Origin of the sequence: Paenarthrobacter sp. NPDC056912 (genome assembly GCF_042786555.1) — a bacterium.
Taxonomy (GTDB): domain Bacteria; phylum Actinomycetota; class Actinomycetes; order Actinomycetales; family Micrococcaceae; genus Arthrobacter.
The window spans coordinates 1-21,129 of sequence record NZ_JBHUCD010000015.1 but is presented as its reverse complement, the minus strand read 5'-3'; the positions used below and the strand labels follow the sequence as shown (position 1 = coordinate 21,129).

The window sequence follows — 21,129 nt, the reverse complement described above, 5'->3', positions numbered from 1 at the left end:
TAGTGGCGAACTTCACCATCAAAAGTGTCTCCGTCCGCCTGTAGGATCGGGGCATGGCTAAGAAGACTTTCAATGAGCTTTTGTCCGCCCAGGTTGCCAACGAGTTTGCAGCCTCCCAGCAGTACATCGCAGTAGCTGTGTACTTCGATGGCGAAGACCTGCCGCAGCTGGCCCGGCATTTTTACCGCCAGTCACTTGAGGAGCGCAACCACGCCATGATGATGGTCCAGTACATGCTGGACCGCAACGTGCATGTGGAGATCCCCGGCATCGCGCCGGTGCGCAACAACTTCACCAACGCCAAGGAACCCATCGCCTTGGCCTTGGAGCAGGAGAAGGAAGTCACCCGGAACATCGAGGAGATGTTCCGTGTTGCCCGCGCCGAGGGCGACGCCCTGGGGGAGCAGTTCATGCTGTGGTTCCTGAAGGAACAGGTCGAGGAAGTTGCCTCGATGACCACGCTTCTGAACATCACGGAACGCGCGGAGAATCTCTTCGACATCGAGAACTACGTCGCCCGCGAAAGCGTCGGCGATGGCGGCAACGACGCCAGCGCCCCGCCCACCGCAGGCGGAGCCATCTAGGAGTACCTGCCACCCATATTCCACCAGGGGTCGCCGGAGCGTCAGCTTCCGGCGGCCTCTTCGCTTGCCGGATTGTCGTCCACTGTGGCGCGGGCCAGCAAGGACAAGCGGCTGGCGATGCGCGCCAGGTCCACTGGAAGGACATTGCCCGGAACCTGGATGTCCCAGTCAAGGGGTCCGTCCCCGACCAGGAACAGCCGGATGTCCTGGTCGTGGAGGACATCCACCACGTTGCTGAATCGTTGCCAGGCAGGCGCCGATGCCGTGTTTTCAGCTCCCGGCGACGGAACGTCGTCGATGACCCACGTGGTGTAGCTGTCAGCCAGGGCGAGGAAGTCCGACGTCGACGTCAATCCGTCGCACAATTCCGAAAACCCCACCCACAGCAGTTCCGGGGCGGCGCTCTTGACCAGGATCGGTTGCGTTGTGGGAGTCACAACATGGCTCTGTGACAGTGACGGTCTGAACAACCCAAAGCGTCCCAGCTGCGAGGCTGTACCGGGCGAAATGATCCGTCCTGAACGGAAGGCTTCGGGGGAATCCACGGGTGTTGTTCCGTCAGAGGGGAACCGGCGAAAATCCGAAGGGCCATCGATTTCCACCACGTCCATCATCTCTTTGATGGCCTTGATGGTGGGGACGAAATGGTCGTGCCACAGGGGATTGGGGAGAAGATCGTCCGGAGCGTAGTTGGAGGTCACCACCAAGGGAATGCCCCGCTGCGCCGCTGTCCGCAGCAAACGCGCAATGAACATGCCATCCCCGACGTCGTGGACGTGGAACTCATCAAAGAACAGAACGTCGATGTCCAACAACAGGGTATCCACCGACTGTTGGATCGCTGTTCCGTCTCCGGCAACGGAACCGTGGGTACCAGCGTGCAATGTGCGGAAGAAGTCGTGGAAGTGGACACGGCGTTTCCTGCCCTCCAGCCTCCCGTAGAAGCTGTCCATCAGCCACGTCTTGCCCCGGCCTACCGGTCCGTGGAGGTAGATGCTTCGCGGCGTCCTCCGTGAAAGCGCACGACGACGGACGGCGACTTGGGCGCCAAAGGCCGCCAACCGCTCAGCTGCCCGCCGCTGGCTGGGCTCAAGCTCAAAACCGGAGCGTCCGGCGTCGTGCGCCATTCCCTCCGTAAGGGCGCGGACAATGTCTCGGGTTCCGCGGGAGCCGGGCCTAAGGGCAGGCGTCACAGCCAGCCTTTGCGCTTGAAGATGATGTACATCAGGAGCGCCGCTCCGAACATGAAGCCCACGGCCATCGGATAGCCGTAGGCCCAGTGCAGTTCTGGCATATGGTCAAAGTTCATGCCGTAGACACCTGCTACGAAAGACGGCGCAAAGAAAATGGCAGCCCACGAGGAAATCTTCTTGACCTGCTCGTTCTGGGCCGCACTTGCTTCGTTTTGCCGGTTGGCAGTCAGGGTGCCGTCAAGGGTCAGCGCATTCTGCAGGAGGTCCCTAAACGAGTTGGCTCTTGAGATGAGGTGCTGGATGTGGTCCTCAACATCGCGCAATGAGCGCTGGAGTTCAATGTCCACACCGTACTTTTCGAAGCCGCGTTCCAGCAGGCTGATCATTTCCGGCAAGGGGTGGATGGCGCGCTGGAATTGGATGACCTCGCGGGCGAGCTCATAGATGCGGCGTGAAACGGTGGAGTCTCCACTGAAGAGCTGGTCTTCGATCTCATCGATGTCGTTTTCGAGGCCGGCAACCACCGGAGCGTAGTCATCAACAACCTGGTCCAGCAATGCGTACAAAACGGCTTCAGGCCCGTGGCACAGCAGATCGGGACGCTCTTCGAGGCGGTGGCGAACCTGCGCCACGCCCGGCGTTTCAGCGTGCCGGATGGTCACCACGAAATTCGGGCCGGTGAAGATGTGCAATTCCCCGAACTCAACGGTCTCAGTCTCATCCAGGTACCTCGCGGGCCGGAGGACGGTGAAGAGGTTGTTGTCGTAGCGTTCCAACTTGGGCCGCTGATGTGCCGAGACGGCATCTTCGACGGCGAGGGCGTGGAGGCCGAATTCTGCGGCCACACCGGCCATTTCTTCTTGCGTGGGCCGGTACAGCCCGATCCATGCCATGCCGCCGTGCTTGGCCAGGGTCTCAAACGTTTGTTCGAGGCTTTGCGGAGTCGCGGTGCGTACGCCGTCGACATATACGGCGTTATCGATGATGGTCACGAGTGCACGCTACTGCATTGCTCCGATGATGAGGCCAGCGACGGTCATGGCGACGATGTCGTGGCCGGAGTCGATGACGGTCACAGCAGAGGGGCGCCCGGCGAAGCCGTTGTGGATCACGTGGCCCCCTGCCCGGAATACCACGGCCAGGATCAAGCCGAACAGGCCGCCGGCCAGGACCGTGTTGAGTTCCAGGGCGCTGATCAGGACAGCCAGCAGAATACTGGTCAGGGCGGATGCCAGCATCATGGGAACCCAGATACCTGCGCCGCCTTCGATGTTCTTGAGGTCGTCCTCGGTTTTCCCGATGGCAGCCATCCACCTGCGTCCCAGGACGGCGGGCATGTACCAGACAAAGCCGATCACCATGCTTGAAATGAAGGCCAGGAGTACGGCGAGCCAGTTGATCTGGGAAATGTGTGAGAGCCAATCCATGGTCAAAATCCTAGTCGGTTCAGGCCTCTGGGCTGGCGCTCCGGCCCTCCGGCCGGGCGCGTGTTGATGCCGCTGCCATCCTTCCGATGAGCGGTTCCGTCCGATAAGGGATATGCGTGTGAAGGGCCAGGACTGTTTCGGTGCGGATAACGCCTTTAGTGCGGAGCACAGACCTTAAAGCCGACTGCAGGTTGTGCGTGTCGGTAGCCACCACCCTGCACCAGAGGTCTCCGCGGCCGGAAATTTCGTGGACTTCGAGCACCTGGGGGATGAGGCGCAGGGCGCCAATCACGCCGTCGAGTTCCCGGTGGGTGACTTCAATCGTCACGAAGGCGACGACGTCGTACCCCACCTTTTCGAGGTCCACTTCCCGGCCCGCCGATTGGAGGACGCCCGAGCGGAGAAGCCGCTTGACGCGGCTTTGGGCAGTGTTGCGGGCAATGCCCAGGGCATCGCTGAGTTCGGCGATCTGGATGCGTGGATCTTTGATGAGTTCAAGCACGATCTTGAGGTCCAGGGGGTCGAGGGTGTTCAAATGGTCACTCCAGCTCACTTGGCATCTACTACTTTGAGTATTTTGATCAATCTTGCCATTCATTTGATTCTTTGAGCGCAGCCATGATGCATTCTGTTGCCATCAAAACTTAGTCGTCTTGCTGCACCCACGAGGAACCAGCAGAGCGGCCACCGAGTCCGAAGGCATGGAAATGACTGTCTTAAGCGAACTCCGCATGCGTCCGGCCACCGCCGAACGCTGGGGATGGGATGCCTCCACGACCGCCAGGCTTGTCCTGGCAGGCGTCGTGATCTTTACGCTGCTGGTTGGCGCCAACCTCGCCACACCGTTGTACCCGTTGCTCCAAGCCAGGCTTGGAATGTCCTCGTTGGACGTGACTGTGGCATTCTCCAGCTACGTCCTGGCCCTCGTAGCCGTTCTCATGGTGGCCGGACACTGGTCGGACCACATTGGGCGACGTGCCGCGCTGGTACTTGCGGTGGTGGTGGGACTGGTTGGTGGCATCATTTTCGCCAATGCGGATTCCCTCCTGGCTTTGTCGATCGGCCGGGCCCTTCAGGGTGTGGCCGTCGGGCTGGCAACGGGTGCCAGTTCCGCCGCCCTGCGGGAACTGCTGCCGCAGCGGCCGGATTGGGCCTCCCGTTTTACGCTGCTCTCCTCGGCTGGTGGCGTCGCTGCGGGTCCGGCCATTGGCGGCATCTTGTCCCTCTTTCCGGACCCCACCCGAACGCCGTACTACGTCCACTCGGCGGTGCTGCTGCTGGCGCTCATTCCACTGTGGTTGCTCAAAGCCAGGCCGGCCATTGCGCCGGCTGCGGGGGACAGGCCCCTCAAAGTCCTGGCTCCGCGGAAGCCGTCCATCTCCCAGCAGGCGCGGGGAGCATTTTGGATGGCCGCATCCACTGGTTTCCTGAGTTTTGCCGTCTTCGGGTTCTGTTTGTCCCTGGCGCCGGGTTACTTCGCAAGCGTGGTGCACGTGGACTCGAGGCCCCTGATAGGGGTGCTGGCCGGAGTCACGCTGGGTGCCTCGGCCCTGAGTCAGTTGCTTGGCGTGCGGGGTCGCTTTGTGGTCCCCGCAGCTTTGACCGTCCTGGCGGTTTCGGTGGTTCTTGTGGGAGCCGCTGCAGCATGGTCCAGCCCCTGGCTGCTGGTGCTGGCAAGCATCACCGCCGGGGTGGGGCAGGGAATTGCCTTCCGGCAGGTCTTCAACGAGGTTGCGGGAAAGGTCGAGACCGCCCGCCATGCCCAGGTGATCAGCACGGTCTATGTCATCACCTATTTGGGGAGCGCCGTTCCCGTCATGGGGCTGGGAATCGCAGTCTCCAGCTTTGGCCTGCAGTCCGCCGTCGTGGGGTTCACGGCCCTGTGTGGTGCCGCTGCGCTAGTGCTGGCAGCTGTTTCGATCAGGAGCGCGGCCCGCTCCTGATCTCCGCCCGCTGCCCAGGGTGGGGCCGCTGCCCTGAGTGGCGCAGGGGCCTATTCGGGCAACGGTCCGCGGTTGCCCGGGATGTGTTGGAAGACCATGGTGGTTTCCGTGTGCCCCACCACGGGATCGGTGGCGAGGTTGTCCAGGAGCCAGTTGCGGAGGTCGTCAGTGTTGGCCACGGCAATGTGCAGGAGGTAGTCCACGGAGCCAGTGGTGTGGAAGGTGGAGATGACCGCCGGAAGCTTGGGGACCCGTGCGGTGAAGCGGTCGATCTGGTCCCGGTCGTGGGCGCGAAGTCGAACCGCAATGAGGGCCTGCACCGAACGGCCGATTGCCGGAAGGCTCAAGACTGCTTCGAAGCCCTCGATGATTCCGCGTTCCGAGAGTGCCCTGGTCCGCATCAGGGCAGTGGAGGGGGCGATCCCCACGAGTTCGGCCAATTGCTTGTTGGAGATGCGGGCGTCGTCCACCAACGCTGCGAGGATTCGCTCATCGATCGCGTCCAGCGGCTCTGCGCTGCCCGTGGTTGACCGAACATTCTTCGTGGGGTTGCTCACGGATCCTCCTGAAATTGCCTTTCATTCATCCTAATCGGTCAATAACGGACATTCCATTCATTCACGCAGGGCATTCCCGAATTATTGCCCGGCGCCGGGTGGTTTCAGTGGCTAATTCTTCACGAAGCTTGTCCTTCGGCGGGGACTTTGCGGTTCCTACGCTCCGCCAGCCGTTGGAGTGGTTCACTGAGCAGCATAAGCAGCAAAGACAAGTTTCCCGCGTTGGGAATGGCGAGCGATACAAGCAGCGCTGCAAGGAAAAGGGCGGAAACGATCGTTCCAGCCTGGATCCCGGACCTGGCTTCAGCCTCGTCCATGGTGTGGAGATCAGGGTGGGCTCGAATGTAGATCCGGGCCAGCACCAGCATCAGGCTGGTGGCGAACAGGGTTCCTATGTAGACGAGCGCTTGGGTCCAATCGGGGCTCATCTGCGTCGACAGGGCGGTGGCCACGGGCATCCACACGATGGTGAACATCCACGCGACGGTAAGCCACAACAGCCCCGTGTCGATTTTCCGGACCTTGCGGAAAAGCCGGTGATGGTGCATCCAGAACACCGCGATGAGGACGAAGCTGAGCACAAACCCCAGCAACGAGAATCGTTCTTCGGCCAGCCACTGCGCGGTGGTGCCGTCGTGGTCGGCCAGGTCACCCACACTCTCCATCAGTGGAAGGATCAAGAGCGTCAGCGCAATTGCCACCACAGCATCGGCAAACGCTTGCAAACGCTCCGGTGACGATAGCTCCCGGGTTTTTGTGACCTGTGCCATGCCTCCGATTGTAGGTGCTGCCTTGGCTGAATCAGCCGGAGTGGCGCGGTGTGCGGTGCACTATCAAGGTCACTGCCGCCGTCGTGCATGACAGGGCGATGACGCTCCACGCCAAAGCTGACCACCCGAACGCCTGGAAGGCCAATCCTCCGGCCCAGCCGATGACGCTGGAACCCAGATAGTAGGACAGGTTGTAGAGCGAGGCGGCCTGCGCGCGGCCAGTGGTGGCGATGGCCCCGGTCCAGCCAGAACCTACGCTGTGAGCAGCAAAGAAGCCTCCGGTGAACACCACCAGCCCGGCAAGGGTAGCCGCGAGGTTCTCGGCCAAGGTCAATGCCAAGCCAGCCGACATGACCAGGATTCCGGCAAGCAAGACGTTCCGTCGCCCAAAGCGCGTGGTCAGTCCCGCAGCCCACCGTGAGCTCACTGTTCCAGAGAGGTACGCCAGGAAGATGAGGCTCACAAGTGTGGCAGGCAGGCCGAACGGTTCGGCGTGCAGGCGGAAGCCAAGGTAATTGTAGACGGCCACGAATCCGCCCATGAGCAGGAAAGCCTGCAAGTACAGGGACAGCAGCTTGGGGTTGCTCGAGTGTCCGCCCAAGGTACGCAAGGCGCCACGGAATCCCAGGGACGGCGCGGGGCTGAATCTCCGTTGTTTGGGAATCAGTACCAGGAACAGGACTGCGGAGACAGTGGCGAGCAGGGACACTGCCAGCGCCGCCGCGCGCCAGCCCCAGAGCTCGCCGACCGGCCCGGCCACCAAGCGCCCCGCGAGGCCGCCTAGTGTTGTTCCGGCAACATAGCTGCCTGCCGCCAGCGCCGTGTGGACTTTGGTGACTTCCTCGTTGAGGTAGGCGATGGCAATTGCCGGGATTCCACCGAGGGCCATGCCTTCCAACGTGCGCAACCCCAACAGCATGGGAACGGTCGGGGCCAGGGGAACCACCAACCCCAGCACGGTTGCCGCAGCGATGCCTATGGTCATGGCCCGGACGCGGCCAATCCTGTCAGCTACAAAGGACCAGGGCAGCACTGTGACAGCGAGCCCAACGGTGGCGAGGGAGATACTGAGCGCTGCCTCTGCTGCGGAAATGTTGAGGTCCTTGGCCATGAGCGGCAAGACGGCCTGGGTTGAGTAAAGCTGGGCGAAAGTCGCCACCCCGGCGAGGGCCAAGGCGGCGAGGAGCCGACGGTAGCCGCGGGACCCTTTGGCATGCCCGTCCCACGTCGTGTCTTCGTTGATGGCGATCGGCGCTTTACTCACCGTGCAACGTTAGATGCCTGCCCACTCCGCTTTCCAATGCATTGGTTGCATATAATTCATGCAACAGAGCATGAATGAGCCACAGCTGAGGAGTCAGGAATGGAACCCGATCATCAACAGCTCATCCAACTTCTTCCCCTGCTGCCTGTCCTGGCCGAGCTGGGGCGCACCGAGCATATGACGGAGACCGCCGAGATTCTCGGCGTCCCCCAGTCAACAGTCAGCCGGGCGGTGGCGCGTGCCAGTGCAATCGTGGGCATGGACCTGCTGGTCCGCGAGGGGCGCGGTATCCGGCTGACAGCCGCGGCCCGGACGTTACTGCCCTACATCGAAGCAGCGTTGGAAGACTTCCAAGCGGGTCTGGACAGAGTGCGTCATGAGTCGGACGTGGTGCGCGGACGCATCGGCGTCTCCTTTCAGCACACCTTCGGCGAAGCCACCTTGCCGTTGCTGATCAGCGCCTTCCGTGGACACCATCCCCACACTGTCTTTGAACTCAGGCAGGGACCTCGCGACGATTGCCTGCAAGAGCTGGCCGCAGGTGAAACGGACTTTGCCCTGACCGCGCCGGTGGCTCCCGAAGGACGCGGAATCCGTTCCCTGCCTCTTTACCGGGAGCCGCTGAGGGCCGTTCTGCACTACCTGCACCCGCTGGCGGGGCGGTCCAGCGTGCACCTTTCCGAACTGCGCCACGACCCCTACGTGACGCTGCCGGCGGGGGTCGGCCTGCGCGCCTTGGGGGAGGCGCTGTTGCGGGAGGCAGGTTTTCGGCCGAGGACAGCCTTTGAAGTCCAGGAGTCCACCACTGTGCGTGGTCTTGTATCGGCCGGTCTGGGATTCAGCATCCTTCCTCCCGGCGGGCCTGGTTCCGGTACCGGCCAGTTCCTCCCCGAGGCTGAACTTGGGCTCGTGGAAGTGGCCATCGAGTCCGATCTGGCGTTCCGGCAGATCGGCATCGCCTGGCGGGAGCGGACCTTTGAGCCTGACGCTGTAAGGCTCTTCCGCGAACTTGTGGTCACTCAGGGCGAAGACTTGCTTGCAGAACTCGTCAGAGCCCGCTCAGGAAATCCCTGACGATACCCGTGGCAGATCCCTCCCTGGATGAACGCCACCCTGTCCCTGCCCAGAGGTTCAGGCGCTGTGGATCTCCGGCCGCCGACGCTGCCGCCCGGACCGGTGCAGTGAGGTGATGAATGGCCGGGTAGCCCTCCGGTGCGCCTTCGTGGTCACGGACGAAATCGTTGACGAGTGAACGTGCCATGCGGCCGGTGAACGCGCGGGTCATCGCCGTCTGCGTGAAGGCCGGATCACCCAAGGCATCCTTATGTGGTTGCCGCGCGCCGCTTTCTTCCGTCCGGACCAGCGCAGTGCCGATCTGGGCGGCCGACGCCCCGGCGGCCAGGACTTGGCGAAGCGCCGCACTGTCCATGATCGCGCCCGCCGCGATCAGGGGAAGCCCGACGGCGGCACGCACCTGGGCGACCAGTCCCGCCGTCGTGCCGGCTGCTTGAACGCCACCACCAGGAGTGCCTGACAGGAAAGCGGCCGTGTGTCCACCGGCTGAACCGTGCTGGACGGCGATGGCGTCAGGTCCTTCCTCCGCGGCGGCCAGCGCTTCCTGAACGCTGGTGACGCTGGAAACAACCAGGGTGCCGGCCTTCTGGAGTGCCTTCACTACCTGCTTGCCCGGGAGGCCGAAGGCGAAACTGACAAACTCCACGGGGTCTGCCAGCAGGGCATCGATTTTGCCCTGCCAGGCGTCGTCGTCATCGGTGCGGAGCTGAGGTAACGCCACTCCGTAGCGGGAGGCGTCAGGTTCCAGCTCCGTCCGGTAGGCCTCAAGCCGTGCAAGGGTTTCCGGGCTCGGCGACAATTGGCCCACGTCCGGCACGAAGAGGTTCATTCCGAACCGGATGCCGAGGTTCCTTGCCGCGCCGATTTCCGCGGACATGGCGTCGGGGCTCTTGTAGCCAGCCGCGAGGAAACCAAGTCCGCCGCCGGCCTGCACGGCCTGAACCAAGGCGGGAGTGGATGTTCCACCGGCCATGGGTGCTGCAATGAACGGGGTACCAAACAGGGAATCAGACATGTGCGGTTTCTCCTCCGGACGCTCCAAGCTAGTCTGTCACGGTGAACAATCCTGACTCTGCCAAGCATTCCCACCCCGACTCCGCAGCCTTGAGCGGCACCGTGATCGGGCTCGATATCGGTGGCACAAAAACCCGGGGTGTGAGGTTCGAGGACGGGATGCCGGTCCGCGACGCGAATGCTGGCAGTTCCAACGTCCAAAACGTCAGCAGGGAGCAAGCCGCAGCCAACCTCGCCGAACTCTTCGGCACCATCGGTGGCGGCACCATTGACGAGGTCTACGCGGGTGCGGGCGGGATAGATACCGATCAGGACGCCCAGGCGCTCGCCGACCTGATCGCACCCCACGCGCCCGGTGCCCGGATCACCGTGGTTCACGATTCGCGCCTCCTGCTCGCCGCGGGCGGTGCGAGTACCGGCGTTGCAGTCATCGCCGGTACCGGCTCAGCAGCGTGGGGAAGGAACGACGCCGGCGAGGAAGCCCGGGCGGGCGGCTGGGGGTACCTGCTGGGAGATGAAGGCAGCGGCTACTGGCTGGGGCGCGAAGCAGTTCGACACAGCCTGAGGCTCATGAACAAGGGCCTTCAGCCCGACCGGCTCAGCCGGGCACTGCTTGATTCCTGCGGCGTGGATGAGCCCGGCAAGCTGATCGCCTTGTTCCACTCGCCGGACACCGGCCGACGCTATTGGGCGCAGCAGGCGCGAATCGTGGTGGAAGCCGCCGACGCCGGCGACGAAACCAGCGTTGCGCTGGTCAACCAGGCAGGCCGGGATCTGGCGGATCTGGCCGAACAAGCCGTTCGTCAGCTGGGTTTGGACGGTCCGGTGATTCTCGGGAGCGGACTGGGAATGAACGTTCCCCGGCTGCAGGCAGCATTCACATCCCGTTTGGCTGAGGGCGGCATCGTGGACGTGCGCATTCTTCACCAGGATCCCGTGTTCGGTGTTCCGCGGCTCGTCGCCGAGCAACGCGGATAGCCGGGCAGCGCGGCTAGCCGGGCAGCGCGCCTAGCCGGGCAGTACTAGCCGCGGGTTCGCGGACGAAGCTTCACCCCTGGCAGCGGTGGTGCCGGGATGCGTCCGGCTTCCGGGCCCGCGTCAGGGCCGTGGCCCTGGACGAAGCCGAAGCGTGAGGCGGCGGCAGCGTCGTCGTCGAGCAGTCCCTCGGCCTCCCATTCCTCGCGGGCCTGCTCCACTTCCTCGTGCGTTCGCCCTACGAAGTTCCACCACATAAGGAGGTCTTCACCGAACGGCTCGCCACCCAGGAGCATGAAGCGCGTGTCCCGGCTGGCTTCAACCGTCAGCGTGGGCCGGCCAGCGCCGAGGTAGGCCAGGGGGCCGGCCTCAACATCCTGGCCGTCAATGACCACGTGTCCGTCGAGCACCAGCACAGCGTGTTCAAAATCAGGCCGCAGTGGCAGCTGAAGTGTCCCGGTGCCAGTGATGTCCGCTCCAACGATCGGACTGAACATGGTGGCGGGGGAGCGTTGTCCGGCGAACTCGCCCACCATCACCGTTGCTGTGAAGCCTTCGCCCGACGCCACCGGCAGATTCCGGTGCTGCTCGAACGATGGCGCGCGGTGCCGGTGATCATCCGGGAGGGCGACCCACAGCTGGAGTCCACGGGAGACGGGGATTTCTTCCACCAGCGGCTTGGATCCCGCTTCCGTGGTGGCGGGGAGGACGGAGAACTCCGAGTGCGAAATTCCGTGGCCTGCGGTCATGATGTTCAGCTCGCCCGGCCGGACTACGGCGTCGCTGCCTACGCTGTCGCGGTGGCGCACGGCACCTTCAAGGGGCCAGGTGACCGTTTGAAGGCCGCAGTGCGGGTGGGGGAGGACGCTCATGGCCACCCTGTCAGGCCCGAAACTGTCCAGGAAGCACCAGGCGCCCACGGTCGGCAGCCCACGCTGAGGCAGCGTGCGGAAGACGTTCATGGCACGGACTCCACCCAACGGAACCTCACGTTCCGGCCATAGCTGGACGCAGGGACCTTGACCTGCAGGCGCTGCCGGGCAGACCTCCTGCTCCGGAGAGGTGTCGAGATTGGTCATGTGTTCATCACCTGTGCATAAATGTTGGAAAATGAGCTAATCTGTTCCGTGTGAACAACGCCCTCTTGAGCTACCACGACGCCGTCCTTTACCGTTCGGGTGAACCGTATCGCATCCTCGCTGGAGCCATCCACTACTTCCGTATTCATCCGGACCTCTGGCAGGACAGGCTGCGTCGGCTCAAAGCCATGGGCGCCAACACAGTTGACACCTACGTCGCCTGGAACTTCCACCAGCCTAAGCGCCATGAGGCTCCGGACTTCAGCGAATGGCGGGACCTTGGCCGGTTTATCGACCTCGCCGCCGAGGAAGGCCTGGACGTCATCGTCCGCCCGGGCCCATATATCTGCGCCGAATGGGATAACGGTGGCTTCCCCGCCTGGCTGACCGGCATTCCCGGTATCGGCCTCAGGTGCATGGACCCCGCGTTCACCGCGGCGATCGAGGAATGGTTCGACCACCTCCTTCCGATCGTCGCTTCACGGCAGGCTTCCGCGGGCGGCCCTGTCGTGGCGGTGCAAATCGAGAATGAATACGGCAGCTACGGCGATGACCACGAGTACATCCGCTGGAATCGTCGCGTCCTGGAAGAACGGGGAATCACCGAGCTTCTCTTCACGGCCGACGGCGGCAACGACTACTTCCTCGATGGCGGCTCTGTCGAAGGTACTTGGGCGACGGCCACACTGGGAAGCCGCGGCGACGAAGCCGTGGCCACTTGGAAACGACGCCGGCCCGATGAGCCGTTCTTCAACGTGGAGTTCTGGGGAGGCTGGTTCGATCACTGGGGCGAACACCACCACCGCCGGGACGCCGATGATGCAGCGGCCGAGGCTCGAAAAATGCTCGATCTCGGTGGATCCATCTGCATCTACATGGCCCACGGCGGGACAAACTTCGGCCTCGGCTCCGGCAGCAACCACGATGGCACCAGGCTCCAGCCGACGGTCACGAGCTATGACTCTGACGCGCCCATCGCCGAGAACGGTGCGTTGACACCCAAGTTCCACGCTTTCCGCCACGAGTTCTACCGCGCGCAGGGCGTCGATCAACTGCCGGAGCTTCCCGTTGAGCTGCTGACTGACGCTCCGGTGCTTCCGGCCCGGTCCATGGCGTTGTCGGCAGCCCCTGATCTGCTCGGGTTGGCCCGGTCTGCCGGGAAGCCCGTCACCAACGTCAAGCCACTCACTTTCGAGCAGTTGGGGCTCGACGCCGGCATGGTGCTCTACGCGTCTGAGGCCATCCTGCCAGGACGCCCGGACGTACCCACCGAGAGCAGGCTCAAAATCACCGGCCTGAACGATCGCGCCCACGTGTGGGTCGACGGGCAGTTTGCCGGTGTCCTGGACGACGTCACCGGCGCAGAAGGACTGATAGTCAGCGGTACCGGTGTTACCGCCAAACTCGAGATCCTGGTGGAGAACCTGGGACGCATTAACTACGGACCATTGACAGGCCAAGGCAAGGGAATCCTGGGCGGCGTCCTCATCAACCAGCGCTACACCTTCCACTGGACGCACACTCCCGTCGCGCTGACCGAATGGCAGCATGATGACTTGGAAGCACTGGCGGGAGTGGACTTTGACGTCAGCCAACCGGCCGATACCTACATCGCCTTGCCCGACTCCGGCAAGGGCTTTGTCTGGCTCAACGGGTTCCTGCTGGGACGGTATTGGGAGAAGGGCCCGCAGGTCACGTTGTACGCTCCGGCGCCGCTGCTGAAAGCCGGTCGAAACAGCATCAAGGTGCTGGAACTCGGGAAGGCAGGGACCGTCGTCGAGCTTCGCGAACGCGCGGACCTGGGACCAGAAGAAGCGGGTCCGATCGCCGCGGCCGAACTTCCGTAGGGAACCAACCCAAGGATTTATGCTGGCACCATGAGTCTGCAGTTCGATACCCGCCCAGCCGCGTACGCCGTCATCATCCAGGAACGGCAGATCCTGCTGGCCTACTGGAAACAGGACGGCAAGGAGGGCTGGACGCTTCCGGGCGGTGGGCTGGACCTGGCAGAACACCCGGTGGACGGGTGCCGACGGGAGGTTTTCGAAGAGACCGGCTACCAAGCCCGGATCGATCGCATGCTCGGTATCGACGTTGGGCATTGGCCGGGTGAAACGCGGCTTGATGGCTCGGTGAAGGATTTCCAAGCGCTTCGCTTGGTGTACGAAGCAACGGTTGTGGGTGGCGAGCTGACCCACGAGGTGGATGGCAGCACCAGCCACGCCGCGTGGATCCCCCTGGGAGAAGTGCCGCAGCTCAACCGTGTGTCCTTGGTGGATACGTCGCTTCGCCTGTACCGGGAGCGGCCAGTCGACGGCAAGCTCAGCAAAAATCCCTGACCCAAGCGCTAGCCAAAGCGGGCCCGGCTTGGCTACGCTAAAGAACGTTGCCGGCTCACTCAATGCCGGCCAGGATGCCGAGGAGGTGGATTTGATGATTGCCACAATTTTGCGCGCCCCGCACTCAGTTGCAGCGCACCGTCATCCCACCACCATTCCTGTCCCGGCATCCGCCTGCCAAGACTAGGCGGCCGGGCCTCAGCAGAGGCTTACCATTGAACACTTTTGCTTTCTCAAGCAACCCCTCAACTACCGAACTCACAGGACCTGTTGAGTACGGCTTCACTGCGAAAACAGCGGAGCTATTTCTCGCAAACCCCGTCACCGAAACATCGGAAACTGGCCGGAACAGTCCCGGGCGCGTCGTCCGACTCGACAGGAACCGAGTGCTCGTAGCCTCGGCCGACGGACTACTGCACCTGCCCTACCCTGCCCACGGACTGGTGCCGGCCACCGGTGATTGGGTGTGGCTCGGCCGCAACAGCGCAGGCGAGCCTGCCGTCGTCGAGGTCCTGCCCCGGCAATCGGCACTCAGCCGCAAACGCGCCTTCGAGGCCTCATCCGAGGAACAGATACTGGGCAGCAACATCGACATTGTGGCGGTGGTGGTTCCTGTAGACCGTCCACTCACCCATAACCGCTTGGAACGGACCCTCGTGGCGGCATGGGATTCCGGCGCCACACCACTCGTCGTCATTACCAAAGCGGACCTCGCGGACGTGGCCGATGACGTCGTTGGAGAGGTCATCCTGCAGGCCGCGGGCGTAGAAGTCGTCACGACGTCGGCCGAACAAGGCGACGGTCTCGACGAACTCATGCAACACATTCCGCAGGGTTCCACTCTGGTCTTGTTGGGTCCATCAGGGGCAGGAAAGTCAACACTCATCAATGCGCTCGCCGGACATGAGGCGCAACAGACCGGTGCTGTCCGCGCCGGTGACGGCAAGGGCAAGCACACCACCACCTCCCGCGAACTGGTTCCCTTGGCTGGCGGCGCCGTGCTGATGGACACTCCCGGGGTCCGCGGCTTCGGTCTCTTCGACGCCGAGGAAGGCATGGACGAGATGTTCGGAGATCTTGACGAACTGTTCGCCAAGTGCCGCTTTGCCGACTGCTCGCACCAGGCAGAGCCCGGCTGCGCCGTGCAGGAGGCGCTCGCAGAAGAAACCCTCGATCCACGCCGGTGGGCCAGCTACCTGAAACTGCAAAAGGAACTGGCGGCGCTCAACAGGAAGCACGACGCCGCAGCCCGCCGCGCCTACCAGCGGGAATGGCACCAAAAAGTCATGTCGGCCGACAGGGGACAGCGCGCCGCGGAGCGACACAGGCACGATCAAGCCGAGGAACGGGCAGCCAGGGGCGGCAAACGACGCAAACGCTGAACATTGCCGATTCATTACGGAATACGTGGCGGCGCTGACATCGGCGGTGGTGCTGGCTACGCTGGGTGAAGATTTGCTTTGCAGCCAAGTAATAAGCCTGCGTATGATCGTGTGGCTCTACCGATTTCGTCCACCACAGATAGGTAAGCCCGGGTATGGCTGAAGCCATGATTGAGTTCCAGAGCGTAACCAAGCAGTACCAAGGTGGGCAGCCTGCTGTAGACGCCCTCAGCATGTCCATCGACAAGGGTGCGATCACCGTGTTCGTGGGTCCTTCGGGCTGTGGCAAAACGACGTCCCTTCGCATGATCAACCGGATGGTGGAACCAACCAGCGGAACCATCACCGTGGCGGGCGAGGACGTTTCGCAGGTTCCAGCGGCGCAGCTTCGACGGTCCATGGGCTATGTCATGCAGTCATCGGGCTTGCTGCCCCACCGTTCGGTGCTGGACAACATCGCCACCGTCCCGCGGCTCAACGGCGTCCCGAAAGCGGTGGCCCGCAAGCGCGCTGCGGAACTGCTCGACGTCGTTGGGTTGGCTTCGGTGCTTGGCAAGCGGTATCCGTCGCAGCTCTCGGGAGGCCAGCAGCAGCGTGTCGGCGTAGCGCGGGCGTTGGCTGCCGATCCGCCCGTGTTGCTGATGGACGAACCCTTCAGTGCGGTGGATCCGGTGGTGCGCGACGAACTGCAACAGGAACTGCTGCGTTTGCAGCGGGAACTGGCCAAGACCATCGTTTTCGTCACGCACGACATCGACGAAGCCACGGTGCTTGGAGACAAAGTGGCGGTCTTCGCCGTCGGGGGGAAACTGGCGCAGTACGCCGCCCCGGAGGAGATCCTCAGGGCGCCTGCCAATGATTTTGTTGCCTCATTCGTAGGACGTGACCGAGGCTTCCGGCACCTTGCATTCAACGTGGCGGACTCAGTGCGATTGCATCCTGTCACTTTGGTCAGCCCGTCCGACGGCCATCACGTGGGCCGTGAGACGGGGGAGTGGGCCTTGGTGGTCGATGCGGATTCGAGGCCTCTTGGCTGGTCTTCACCCCGGGACGGCGCCGGTTTGATCCCCGGCGGTTCGCTCTTCCGTAAAGGCGATACCTTGCGCCGGGCACTGGATGCGGCATTGTCCTCGCCCTCGGGTCTCGGCGTGGCCGTGGACGACGACGGCAGGGTGGCCGGAGTCTTGAAGGCGCCGGAAGTCCTTGCCCTCATCGAGGAAGTCAGGCACCACAGGGAGGACGCCACCTGATGGAGTGGTTCCTTGCCAATAGCGGCATGGTCATGGGACTGGCCGGACAGCATCTGGTACTTGCGGTCATCCCGATGGTCCTCGGCCTGCTGATTTCCATACCCTTGGCCCAATTGGCCAGGAGCAACGGCACGCTGAGGTCGGTGGTTGCCACAGCTACGTCGCTGCTGTACACCATCCCGTCCTTGGCACTGTTCATCATTCTTCCCACTATTCTCGGTACGAGGATTCTGGACCCGGTGAACGTTGTGGTTGCACTGACCATCTACGCGGTCGCATTGCTGGTCCGGGCTGCCATGGACGCTTTCGACTCAGTGGACGACGATCTCCGCAACGCAGCCGTGGCCATGGGCTTCAAGCCCCTGGCGCGATTCTTCCAAGTGGACCTTCCTTTGTCTTTGCCCGTTCTGTTTGCCGGTCTCCGCGTGGTTTCGGTCAGCAACATTTCCCTGGTCAGCGTCGCGGCACTCCTTGGAGTCGGTAACCTCGGAGTCCTCTTCACCGACGGTCTTCAACGGACCTTCATCACCGAAGTGGTGGTGGGAATCATCGCCATCCTGGTCCTGGCCCTGGTCATGGACGCGGTCCTGGTGGTTCTGGAGAGGCTCCTGACCCCTTGGACGCGAGCAGCCGGCGGCGCCAATGGCCGCAAGAACGGTGCGGTTCAGTTGATTGAACCCCGCACGGATCCGGGAGTGTCCGCATGAACATCTTTGCCGACACCATCGCCTGGTTGACAGATCCGGCTCACTGGACGGGCAGCAACGGAATTCCCACCCGCTTGCTTGAGCACTTGCAGTACAGTGCACTGGTCCTTGTCATCTCCGCAATCATCGCGGTACCTATCGGCCTCTACATCGGGCATACGGGCCGAGGCAGGGTGGTGGCTGTGGCCGTTGCCGGCGCCCTCCGGGCCCTGCCAACGCTCGGACTGTTGGTGCTGTTCGCATTGTTGGCCGGAAGCGGCTTGATGCCACCTGTTTGGGCATTGGTGATCCTGACCGTGCCACCGTTGCTTGCCGGTACCTACGCGGGTATTTCCAGCGTCGCTGACACGGTGGTGGATGGTGCCCGTGCTGTGGGCATGACCGAGCTGCAGATCCTGTTCCGGGTTGAACTGCCCAACGGCCTCCAGGTCATGTTCGGGGGCATCCGGACCGCGGTGCTCCAGGTCATCGCGACAGTCTCCGTGGTCGCCTACCTGCCGCTGGGCGGTCTGGGCCGCTATCTGTTCGACGGCCTTGTCCTGCAAGATTTCCCCAGGATGTTGGGCGGTTCCCTGCTCATTGCTGCGTTGGCAATCGCCGTGGACCTGGTCCTTGCCGGCGTGCAGAGGATGGTTCTCTCGCCCGGCCTCACCCTCGACTCAAGCGGCCGCCACAAGGCGGCCGACGATCTCACAGCCACAGCTCCCGCCGGGGCTGCCGTTCAAGGAGGTACACCATGAAAAACCCCGTCCCCATGACCCTTACGCGCCGTGGTCTCGGCGGTCTTGCAGCCGGACTGGGCGTGGCTCTCGCCTTGAGCGCGTGCGGCGGCAGTCCGTTGGCCACGCCTTCAACGTCGGCAGCCAGCGGCTCCGCCGGCGCCGGAGGCTCCCTGGTGGTCGGCTCGGCCGACTTCCCGGAGAGCCAGGTGATTGCCGAGATCTACGTCGGCGCGCTCAATGCGGCAGGATTAACAGCCACGTCCAAGCCGAACATCGGCTCCCGCGAAATCTACTTCAAGGCTGTACAGGACGGATCGATCGACCTCGTTCCGGACTACTCGGGCAACCTTCTTTCCTACGTTGACAAAGACGCCACCCAGGTTTCGGCCGAGGATGTCTACAAGGCTCTTCCCGGCAAGCTTCCGGAGGGCCTGGCAGTTCTGGAGCCGGCCAAGGCTGAGTCCAAGGACGCCATGGTTGTCACCAAGGCAACGGCCGAAAAGTACCAGCTCAAGTCCATCGAGGACCTGGCCAAGGTCTGCAAGGACTTCACCATGGCCGCTCCGGCCACCTTTGAGACCAGGGCTTACGGTTTCCCGGGGTTGAAGGCCAACTACAACTGCGAGCTCAAGGGGCTTCAGCCGTTCAGCGACGGTGGTGGCAACCTGACCCTGCAGGCCCTCCTGGAGGACAAGGTGCAGGTGGCTGACATTTACACCACCACGCCTTCCATCGCGGACAACGACCTCGTGGTCCTTGAAGACCCGAAGAACAACTTCAAGGCCCAGCAGGTCCTGCCGCTCTACAGCAAGGCCAAGATGACGGACAAGGCCAAGGAAGCACTCAACAACGTGTCCAAGATCCTGACCACCGAAGACCTGATCAACTTGAACCGTGCCGTCAGTGGAGACCAGAAGCAGAGCGCCAAGGACGCAGCTGCTGCTTGGCTCAAGGACAAGGGCATCGTCAAGTAACGCCTGAACAAAACCGCGTACGACGGCGGTGACGGACCCGCGCGGGTCTGTCACCGCCGTCGTCGTATGTGTGAGTCAAGTCTCAGCAGAAGTCCATCACCCATGTGGCATATTTGATGAATGGCGAAATTCAAGCAGTCCACCAAGCTTCATAATGTCCTTTACGACATCCGTGGACCGATTCTTCAGGCCGCCCAGCAGATGGAGGCGGAGGGTCACAGGATCCTCAAACTGAACATCGGAAACCCGGCTCCTTTCGGTTTTGAAGCGCCGGACGCCATTTTGGTGGATATGATCCGCCATCTGCCCAACGCCCAGGGCTACAGCGATTCCCGCGGTATTTTCTCTGCCCGGACCGCAGTCTCGCAGTATTACCAGACCCGCGGCATCCAGAACATTTACGTTGACGACATCTACCTCGGCAACGGCGTCAGCGAGCTCATCACCATGTCCCTTATGGCGCTCCTCGAGGACGGCGATGAGGTCCTGATTCCAACCCCGGACTACCCTTTGTGGACCGCCTCGGTGGCCTTGGCCGGTGGACGGCCTGTCCATTACCTCTGTGACGAGGACTCCGGTTGGCAGCCTGATCTTGAGGACTTGGAAGCCAAGATCACCCCCCGCACCAAAGGCATCGTTGTCATCAACCCCAACAACCCCACCGGTGCCGTGTACCCGGAGGAAACCCTCAAGAAGATCGTGGCCCTGGCAGAAAAGCACGGACTGGTGCTGTTCGCGGATGAAATCTACGAAAAGATCCTCTACGAGGACGCCGTCCACGTGAACCTCGCCGCGCTGACCGGTGACGATGTCCTGTGCCTGACCTTCAGCGGGCTTTCCAAGGCCTACCGTGTGTGCGGCTACCGTGCCGGCTGGATGGCCATCTCAGGGCCGAAGAAGGATGCGGCCGACTATCTCGAAGGCATCAACCTGCTGGCCAACATGCGCCTGTGCGCCAATGTCCCCGCACAGCACGCCATTCAAACGGCCTTGGGCGGGCACCAGAGCATCAACGACCTCATCCTTCCCGGAGGCAGGCTCCTGGAGCAGCGGAACAAGGCCTACGATCTCCTGAATGCGATTCCAGGCGTCAGCACCCAGCAAGCCAGGGGCGCGCTGTATCTTTTCCCCAAGCTGGATCCGGAGGTTTTCCACATCCGGGACGACGAGAAATTCGTCCTTGACCTGCTGAAGGAACAGAAAATCCTGGTGTCCCATGGCAGGGCGTTCAACTGGGTGCGTCCGGATCACTTCCGAATGGTGACCTTGCCCAACGTCAAGGACATCGAGGAAGCCATTGGCCGCATGGCGGACTTCCTGTCGAGGTACCCGGGCAACTGATATGTAGAAGTTGTTGTCAAGAGGCAGTTGTGAGCGGCTCCCGGCTTTCGTGTCGGGGGCCGCTTTGGGTTGGGTGCTGTCCGGGTGCGGGTGGGCGTGCTGGCGAGTCTTGTGTTCGACTGCAGTGTCAGACTGATATTCGCGGGTTGGTTACCGCATGACGATTGTTCGGCTGGGGCGTATCGCTGTCTAGCATCGAGCGTCAACGGTGTGGGCCGTTTGCTCATAGTTGCGTCTCGAATTGGCCCCGTGTGCTGCCACGTCACGCCCGCCAGGCACCCGGACGGCACGTTCTTCAGGCCGCGTTCATGCGTTCTCCTTGTTGCAGGGGTGCGGCCAGGGACCAGCACCAGCCGGCGAGTTCCCGGGGGATCGCGGTGTTGGCCGTGACGGACCGTTTCTTGCGGGCGTCGAAGACTTCCCATTTGTGGTGGAGCCGGTGGTTGCCTTCCAGGGCCCGGATGCGGGTGGCCGGGGCGACCAGCTCCAGTTGCCGCAGCAGCCGCTGCCCGGGCCGGGAGTAGGGGCGCTGGT

Annotated in this window: 21 protein-coding genes and 1 pseudogene; 12 read left to right on the top strand and 10 right to left on the bottom strand. The window is 62.8% G+C overall.

Features of this window, described 5'->3' with window-relative positions:
• Nucleotides 1–53 precede the first annotated feature (53 nt).
• Nucleotides 54–584, top strand: coding sequence for a ferritin (locus ACFRJ9_RS16280; protein ID WP_377669966.1), 531 nt, complete (start codon nucleotides 54–56; stop codon nucleotides 582–584).
• A gap of 41 nt (nucleotides 585–625) precedes the next feature.
• On the opposite strand, the gene zapE is transcribed toward ACFRJ9_RS16280, so the two are convergent.
• From zapE to ACFRJ9_RS16260, 4 genes are read right to left on the bottom strand one after another with little or no spacing between them, the layout of a single operon-like run.
• On the bottom strand, nucleotides 626–1,777 hold the full coding sequence (zapE, locus tag ACFRJ9_RS16275; RefSeq protein ID WP_377669963.1) for a cell division protein ZapE: 1,152 nt from the start codon (nucleotides 1,775–1,777) through the stop codon (nucleotides 626–628).
• A complete protein-coding gene (gene corA / locus ACFRJ9_RS16270; RefSeq protein WP_377669961.1) occupies nucleotides 1,774–2,769 on the bottom strand; it encodes a magnesium/cobalt transporter CorA in 996 nt (331 codons plus the stop codon). The genes zapE and corA overlap by 4 nt, the downstream gene beginning before the upstream one ends.
• A gap of 9 nt (nucleotides 2,770–2,778) precedes the next feature.
• On the bottom strand, nucleotides 2,779–3,204 hold the full coding sequence (locus tag ACFRJ9_RS16265; protein ID WP_377669959.1) for a DUF1761 domain-containing protein: 426 nt from the start codon (nucleotides 3,202–3,204) through the stop codon (nucleotides 2,779–2,781).
• 19 nt (nucleotides 3,205–3,223) lie between these two features.
• Entirely contained in the window at nucleotides 3,224–3,739 is a 516-nt protein-coding gene (locus ACFRJ9_RS16260) for an Lrp/AsnC family transcriptional regulator (protein WP_377670149.1), read from the bottom strand.
• Between the two features lie 172 nt (nucleotides 3,740–3,911).
• On the opposite strand from ACFRJ9_RS16260, the gene ACFRJ9_RS16255 reads away from it, so the two are divergent.
• Nucleotides 3,912–5,147 (top strand): MFS transporter, encoded by a 1,236-nt coding sequence (locus ACFRJ9_RS16255; protein ID WP_377669956.1) that lies wholly within the window; start codon nucleotides 3,912–3,914, stop codon nucleotides 5,145–5,147.
• 50 nt (nucleotides 5,148–5,197) lie between these two features.
• Here the strand turns inward: ACFRJ9_RS16255 and ACFRJ9_RS16250 are convergent, their stop codons facing one another.
• The 3 genes from ACFRJ9_RS16250 to ACFRJ9_RS16240 form a co-directional block, all read right to left on the bottom strand.
• Complete coding sequence (locus ACFRJ9_RS16250; protein ID WP_024817495.1) at nucleotides 5,198–5,704, bottom strand: Lrp/AsnC family transcriptional regulator; 507 nt, start codon at nucleotides 5,702–5,704, stop codon at nucleotides 5,198–5,200.
• A gap of 119 nt (nucleotides 5,705–5,823) precedes the next feature.
• A complete protein-coding gene (locus tag ACFRJ9_RS16245) occupies nucleotides 5,824–6,474 on the bottom strand; it encodes a TMEM175 family protein (protein WP_377669954.1) in 651 nt (216 codons plus the stop codon).
• A 31-nt stretch (nucleotides 6,475–6,505) separates the two neighbouring features.
• A complete protein-coding gene (locus ACFRJ9_RS16240; protein WP_377669951.1) occupies nucleotides 6,506–7,738 on the bottom strand; it encodes an MFS transporter in 1,233 nt (410 codons plus the stop codon).
• A gap of 99 nt (nucleotides 7,739–7,837) precedes the next feature.
• Between ACFRJ9_RS16240 and ACFRJ9_RS16235 the strand changes: the two genes are divergently transcribed.
• Nucleotides 7,838–8,812 (top strand): LysR substrate-binding domain-containing protein, encoded by a 975-nt coding sequence (locus ACFRJ9_RS16235; RefSeq protein WP_377669949.1) that lies wholly within the window; start codon nucleotides 7,838–7,840, stop codon nucleotides 8,810–8,812.
• On the opposite strand, the gene ACFRJ9_RS16230 is transcribed toward ACFRJ9_RS16235, so the two are convergent.
• Nucleotides 8,787–9,827, bottom strand: a complete 1,041-nt coding sequence (locus ACFRJ9_RS16230; RefSeq protein ID WP_377669947.1) for a nitronate monooxygenase — start codon at nucleotides 9,825–9,827, stop codon at nucleotides 8,787–8,789. The two genes, ACFRJ9_RS16235 and ACFRJ9_RS16230, sit on opposite strands and share 26 nt — an antisense overlap.
• Before the next feature lie 41 nt (nucleotides 9,828–9,868).
• Here ACFRJ9_RS16230 and ACFRJ9_RS16225 point away from each other — a divergent pair, with 41 nt between their 5' ends.
• Nucleotides 9,869–10,804 (top strand): N-acetylglucosamine kinase, encoded by a 936-nt coding sequence (locus ACFRJ9_RS16225; RefSeq protein WP_377669945.1) that lies wholly within the window; start codon nucleotides 9,869–9,871, stop codon nucleotides 10,802–10,804.
• Between the two features lie 44 nt (nucleotides 10,805–10,848).
• Here the strand turns inward: ACFRJ9_RS16225 and ACFRJ9_RS16220 are convergent, their stop codons facing one another.
• Nucleotides 10,849–11,880, bottom strand: a complete 1,032-nt coding sequence (locus tag ACFRJ9_RS16220) for a pirin family protein (protein WP_377669943.1) — start codon at nucleotides 11,878–11,880, stop codon at nucleotides 10,849–10,851.
• 50 nt (nucleotides 11,881–11,930) lie between these two features.
• On the opposite strand from ACFRJ9_RS16220, the gene ACFRJ9_RS16215 reads away from it, so the two are divergent.
• The 8 genes from ACFRJ9_RS16215 (at nucleotide 11,931) to ACFRJ9_RS16180 (ending at nucleotide 20,595) form a co-directional block, all read left to right on the top strand.
• On the top strand, nucleotides 11,931–13,727 hold the full coding sequence (locus ACFRJ9_RS16215) for a beta-galactosidase family protein (protein ID WP_377669941.1): 1,797 nt from the start codon (nucleotides 11,931–11,933) through the stop codon (nucleotides 13,725–13,727).
• A 30-nt stretch (nucleotides 13,728–13,757) separates the two neighbouring features.
• A complete protein-coding gene (locus ACFRJ9_RS16210; RefSeq protein ID WP_377669940.1) occupies nucleotides 13,758–14,219 on the top strand; it encodes an NUDIX hydrolase in 462 nt (153 codons plus the stop codon).
• Nucleotides 14,220–14,434: 215 nt separating this feature from the next.
• Complete coding sequence (gene rsgA / locus ACFRJ9_RS16205; RefSeq protein WP_377669937.1) at nucleotides 14,435–15,601, top strand: ribosome small subunit-dependent GTPase A; 1,167 nt, start codon at nucleotides 14,435–14,437, stop codon at nucleotides 15,599–15,601.
• A 155-nt stretch (nucleotides 15,602–15,756) separates the two neighbouring features.
• Nucleotides 15,757–16,851 (top strand): ABC transporter ATP-binding protein, encoded by a 1,095-nt coding sequence (locus tag ACFRJ9_RS16200; protein ID WP_377669935.1) that lies wholly within the window; start codon nucleotides 15,757–15,759, stop codon nucleotides 16,849–16,851.
• Nucleotides 16,851–17,558, top strand: a complete 708-nt coding sequence (locus ACFRJ9_RS16195; RefSeq protein ID WP_377669933.1) for an ABC transporter permease — start codon at nucleotides 16,851–16,853, stop codon at nucleotides 17,556–17,558. Before ACFRJ9_RS16200 ends, ACFRJ9_RS16195 begins: the two co-directional genes overlap by 1 nt.
• Nucleotides 17,555–18,298 carry an ABC transporter permease gene (locus tag ACFRJ9_RS16190; RefSeq protein ID WP_377669930.1) on the top strand — a complete coding sequence of 248 codons (744 nt, stop codon included), beginning with the start codon at nucleotides 17,555–17,557 and terminating at the stop codon, nucleotides 18,296–18,298. The genes ACFRJ9_RS16195 and ACFRJ9_RS16190 overlap by 4 nt, the downstream gene beginning before the upstream one ends.
• A complete protein-coding gene (locus ACFRJ9_RS16185) occupies nucleotides 18,295–19,254 on the top strand; it encodes an ABC transporter substrate-binding protein (protein WP_377669927.1) in 960 nt (319 codons plus the stop codon). Before ACFRJ9_RS16190 ends, ACFRJ9_RS16185 begins: the two co-directional genes overlap by 4 nt.
• Before the next feature lie 120 nt (nucleotides 19,255–19,374).
• Complete coding sequence (locus ACFRJ9_RS16180; RefSeq protein ID WP_377669925.1) at nucleotides 19,375–20,595, top strand: pyridoxal phosphate-dependent aminotransferase; 1,221 nt, start codon at nucleotides 19,375–19,377, stop codon at nucleotides 20,593–20,595.
• Nucleotides 20,596–20,890: 295 nt separating this feature from the next.
• On the opposite strand, the pseudogene ACFRJ9_RS16175 reads toward ACFRJ9_RS16180, so the two are convergent.
• A pseudogene (locus tag ACFRJ9_RS16175) lies at nucleotides 20,891–21,129 on the bottom strand (IS110 family transposase); the annotation flags it as partial.

What these genes read in the sequence shown, in the direction of transcription:
- ACFRJ9_RS16220 (WP_377669943.1), bottom strand. Translation starts at nt 11,880, where the DNA reads ATGACCAATCTCGACACCTCTCCGGAGCAGGAGGTCTGCCCGGCAGCG.
- ACFRJ9_RS16180 (WP_377669925.1), top strand. Translation starts at nt 19,375, where the DNA reads ATGGCGAAATTCAAGCAGTCCACCAAGCTTCATAATGTCCTTTACGAC.
- ACFRJ9_RS16190 (WP_377669930.1), top strand. Translation starts at nt 17,555, where the DNA reads ATGAACATCTTTGCCGACACCATCGCCTGGTTGACAGATCCGGCTCAC.
- ACFRJ9_RS16210 (WP_377669940.1), top strand. Translation starts at nt 13,758, where the DNA reads ATGAGTCTGCAGTTCGATACCCGCCCAGCCGCGTACGCCGTCATCATC.
- ACFRJ9_RS16195 (WP_377669933.1), top strand. Translation starts at nt 16,851, where the DNA reads ATGGAGTGGTTCCTTGCCAATAGCGGCATGGTCATGGGACTGGCCGGA.
- ACFRJ9_RS16255 (WP_377669956.1), top strand. Translation starts at nt 3,912, where the DNA reads ATGACTGTCTTAAGCGAACTCCGCATGCGTCCGGCCACCGCCGAACGC.
- ACFRJ9_RS16265 (WP_377669959.1), bottom strand. Translation starts at nt 3,204, where the DNA reads ATGGATTGGCTCTCACACATTTCCCAGATCAACTGGCTCGCCGTACTC.
- ACFRJ9_RS16185 (WP_377669927.1), top strand. Translation starts at nt 18,295, where the DNA reads ATGAAAAACCCCGTCCCCATGACCCTTACGCGCCGTGGTCTCGGCGGT.
- ACFRJ9_RS16230 (WP_377669947.1), bottom strand. Translation starts at nt 9,827, where the DNA reads ATGTCTGATTCCCTGTTTGGTACCCCGTTCATTGCAGCACCCATGGCC.
- ACFRJ9_RS16200 (WP_377669935.1), top strand. Translation starts at nt 15,757, where the DNA reads ATGGCTGAAGCCATGATTGAGTTCCAGAGCGTAACCAAGCAGTACCAA.
- ACFRJ9_RS16245 (WP_377669954.1), bottom strand. Translation starts at nt 6,474, where the DNA reads ATGGCACAGGTCACAAAAACCCGGGAGCTATCGTCACCGGAGCGTTTG.
- ACFRJ9_RS16280 (WP_377669966.1), top strand. Translation starts at nt 54, where the DNA reads ATGGCTAAGAAGACTTTCAATGAGCTTTTGTCCGCCCAGGTTGCCAAC.
- ACFRJ9_RS16235 (WP_377669949.1), top strand. Translation starts at nt 7,838, where the DNA reads ATGGAACCCGATCATCAACAGCTCATCCAACTTCTTCCCCTGCTGCCT.